Source organism: Phenylobacterium sp. (assembly GCF_031425575.1).
Lineage (GTDB): Bacteria > Pseudomonadota > Alphaproteobacteria > Caulobacterales > Caulobacteraceae > Phenylobacterium.
Genome location: NZ_JANPJP010000265.1, coordinates 1 through 3587 on the forward strand (window position 1 = coordinate 1; position 3587 = coordinate 3587).

A 3587-nucleotide genomic window follows, 5' to 3' on the forward strand; every position below is an offset into this window, starting at 1 on the left:
GCCGACGCCGCCGAATTCGCCCGCACCTCACCCGAACCCGACCCCTCCGAACTCTATACCGACGTCTACCTGGAGGCCGCTCAGTGACCGACGTACTGATGCCGGCCCTCTCTCCCACCATGGAAGAGGGCACCCTGGCCAAATGGCACGTGAAGGTGGGCGACACCGTCCGGTCCGGTGACGTCATCGCCGAGATCGAGACCGACAAGGCGACCATGGAGGTCGAGGCCGTCGACGAGGGGGTGATCGAGGAGATCCTGGTGCCGGAAGGCTCCGAGGAGGTGAAGGTCAACACCCCCATCGCCCGCCTGGCCAGCGAGGGCGCCGCCGCGCCGGCGCCCAAGGCCGATGCGCCTCCCGGGAAGGCCGAGACCAAGCCCGAGCCCGCCGCCAGCGGCGACCCGGAAAAGCAGCCCGCCGAGGCCGCTCAACCTCAGCCGGAAGGCGAGGGCGCGACCCCCGTGACGCCCAGGCCGGCCCTGCGCGATCCCGAACTGCCCGACGGTGTGAAGCTGGTGAAGACCACGATCCGCGACGCCCTGCGCGACGCCATGGCCGAGGAGATGCGGGCTGACGAGACCGTCTTCCTGATGGGGGAGGAGGTCGCCCAGTACCAGGGCGCCTACAAGGTCTCCCGCGGCCTGCTGGAGGAGTTCGGCGACCGCCGGGTGATCGACACCCCGATCACCGAATACGGCTTCGCGGGCCTCGGTGTGGGCGCGGCGATGGCGGGCCTGAAGCCCATCATCGAGTTCATGACCTTCAACTTCGCCATGCAGGCCATCGACCACATCATCAACTCCGCGGCCAAGACGCTCTACATGTCCGGTGGCCAGATCAAATGTTCGGTCGTGTTCCGCGGGCCCAACGGGGCTGCGGCCCGCGTGGGCGCCCAGCACAGCCAGGACTATTCGGCCTGGTACGCCCAGGTGCCCGGCCTGAAGGTGGTGGCGCCCTATGACGCCGCCGACGCCAAGGGCCTGCTGAAGGCCGCGATCCGCGACCCCAACCCCGTGGTCTTCCTGGAGCACGAGATGCTCTACGGCGTCGAGTTCGACGTGCCGGCCGACGTCGACTGGGTCGTCCCCATCGGCAAGGCCAAGATCCGCCGCGCGGGGACCGATGTCACCATCACGGCCCACTCCCGCGCCGTGGGCCTGGCCCTGGAGGCCGCCGAGACGCTGGCCGGCATGGGCATCGAGGCCGAGGTGATCGACCTGCGCACCCTGCGCCCCCTGGACCACGAAACCATCGTGGCGAGCGTCAAGAAAACCAATCGCCTGGTCACCGTCGAGGAAGGCTGGGGTCCCATGGGCGTCGGCGCCGAGGTGATCGCGCGGGTGCTGGAGCACGCCTTCGACTACCTGGACGCCCCTCCCGCCCGCGTTCACCAGGAAGACGTGCCCATGCCCTATGCGGCCAATCTGGAGGCCCTGTCGCTGCCCTCGGTCGACAAGATCGTGAAGGCGGTGAAGGCGGTCACCTACAAATGAACCCCGACCCGTTCACCTGGCGGGCGGGGGGATGCCACTGCGGCGGCGTGCGGTTCGAGGTGGCCCTGCCGCAGGTGGTCGAGGCCCAAAGCTGCAACTGCTCCATGTGCGCCAAGACCGGCTACATCCACGTCATCGTGCCCGAGAGCCGTTTTCGGGTGACCCAGGGCATGGAGCGGCTGGCCGAGTACAGCTTCAACAGCCGGGTCGCCAAGCACCTGTTCTGCGCCGAATGCGGCATCAAGAGCTTCTACCGCCCGCGTTCCAATCCCGACGGGTGGTCTGTGAACGCCCGGTGCCTTGACGAAGCGGCCACCCTCGACCTCACCGCCTTCGATGGGCAGAACTGGGAGGCCAACGCCGACCAGCTCGCCCATCTGTCGCTGGAGCCGTCATGACCTTCTTGCGCGCCTGCGCCCCCCACAACCGCCCGAGCGCCTGACCCATGTCGATCGAGATCCTGATGCCCGCGCTGTCGCCCACCATGGAGGAGGGCACGCTCGCCAAGTGGTATGTGAAGAAGGGCGACCTGGTGAAGTCCGGCGACGTCATCGCCGAGATCGAGACCGACAAGGCGACCATGGAGGTCGAGGCCGTCGACGAGGGGACCATCGAGGCCATCCTGGTCCCCGAGGGCACGGAGAACGTGAAGGTCAATTCGCCGATCGCCCGGCTGTCCGGCGAGGGCGAGGCGGCGGCGCCTTCTCCTTCTCCCCTTGCGGGAGAAGGTGGCCCTGCGGAGCAGGGTCGGATGAGGGGTCTCTCAGAACCGTCCGGAAAGCCCGCCGCCGCCAAGGCGGAGGAGGGAGCGCAACCCCTCATCCGACCGGTCTCCGACCGGCCACCTTCTCCCGCAAGGGGAGAAGGGCAGGGAACGCGGGTGTTCGCCTCGCCGCTGGCCCGGCGGATCGCAGCCCAGAAGAACCTCGACCTCTCGACCCTGACGGGCTCCGGTCCCCACGGCCGCATCATCAAGCGCGACGTCGAGGGCGCGGCCCCCGGCGCGGCCAGCGCCCCGGCCACCGCCGGCGGCGCGGCGACCGCAGCCCCGCGTCAGGTTCAGAGCCTGGCCCAGATGGGCATTCCCGACGGCTCCTACGACCTCGTGCCCCTGGACGGCATGCGCAAGACCGTCGCCCGGCGCCTCACCGACAGCTTCCGCGATGTGCCGCACTTCCCCCTGACGATTGACCTGGAAATCGACGCCCTGCTGGCGGGCCGGGTGAAGATCAACGCCATGCTCGAGAGCCAGGGCGTCAAGGTCAGCGTCAACGACCTGGTGATCAAGGCCGCCGCCATCGCCCTGAAACAGGTGCCGGAGGCCAACGCCTCCTATTCGCCGGAGGGCATCGCCCTGCACCCCCACGCCTACATCGCCATGGCGGTGGCCATCGACGGTGGGCTCATCACACCGATCATCCGGGCAGCCGAGACCAAGGGCCTGGCCCAGATCGCCACCGAGGCCAAGGACCTGGCGGCCCGGGCCCGTACCCGCAAGCTCAAGCCCGAGGAGTTCCAGGGCGGCACCTTCTCGGTCTCCAACCTGGGCATGTTCGGGATCAAGGCCTTTTCCTCGATCCTCAACGAGCCCCAGGGCGCGATCCTCTCCGTGGGCGCCGGCGAGCCGCGGCCTGTCGTGAAGAACGGCCAACTGGCCATCGCCACGGTGATGACAGTGACCCTGACCTGCGATCACCGCGTGGTGGACGGCGCCATCGGCGCCCGCTGGTTGCAGGCCTTCAAGATCCTGATCGAAGATCCCGTCACGATGATCGTCTAGGGGCGAACGCCATGAGCATCTATGACTTCAGCGCCGAGACCCTCGACGGCAAGGCGACGCCGATGTCCAGCTATCGCGAGAAGGTGGTCCTGATCGTCAACACCGCCAGCAAATGCGGGTTCACCCCGCAGTACGAAGGGCTGGAGGCGCTCTACAGCAAGTACAAGGACCAGGGCTTTGTGGTGCTGGGTTTCCCCTGCAACCAGTTCGGCGCCCAGGAGCCGGGGAACGCCGAGGAGATCGCCAGCTTCTGCTCGCTGACCTACGACGTCGACTTCCCGATGATGACCAAGATCGACGTCAACGGGCCCAAG

The 3587-nt window shown here is 68.1% G+C and carries 4 protein-coding genes and 1 pseudogene; all 5 read left to right on the forward strand.

The features are described from left to right. Nucleotides 1-87, forward strand: an 87-nt coding sequence (locus tag RMO97_RS15300; RefSeq protein ID WP_310541909.1) for a hypothetical protein, incomplete at its 5' end; no start/stop codon positions are given. Continuing rightward, a complete protein-coding gene (locus tag RMO97_RS15305; RefSeq protein ID WP_310541905.1) occupies nt 84-1493 on the forward strand; it encodes a pyruvate dehydrogenase complex E1 component subunit beta in 1410 nt (469 codons plus the stop codon). The genes RMO97_RS15300 and RMO97_RS15305, both read left to right, overlap by 4 nt. Then, nucleotides 1490-1891: a GFA family protein gene (locus RMO97_RS15310; RefSeq protein ID WP_310541906.1), complete on the forward strand. Its 402-nt coding sequence runs from the start codon at nt 1490-1492 to the stop codon at nt 1889-1891. The genes RMO97_RS15305 and RMO97_RS15310 overlap by 4 nt, the downstream gene beginning before the upstream one ends. Before the next feature lie 47 nt (nt 1892-1938). Then, on the forward strand, nt 1939-3273 hold the full coding sequence (locus RMO97_RS15315) for a pyruvate dehydrogenase complex dihydrolipoamide acetyltransferase (protein ID WP_310541907.1): 1335 nt from the start codon (nt 1939-1941) through the stop codon (nt 3271-3273). Nucleotides 3274-3284: 11 nt separating this feature from the next. Continuing rightward, nucleotides 3285-3587 (forward strand): annotated as a pseudogene (locus RMO97_RS15320) (glutathione peroxidase); the annotation flags it as partial.

Bases quoted from the DNA above. Each gene is read 5' to 3' on its own strand.
- RMO97_RS15310 (WP_310541906.1), top strand. From the start codon at position 1,490: ATGAACCCCGACCCGTTCACCTGGCGGGCGGGGGGATGCCACTGCGGC.
- RMO97_RS15315 (WP_310541907.1), top strand. From the start codon at position 1,939: ATGTCGATCGAGATCCTGATGCCCGCGCTGTCGCCCACCATGGAGGAG.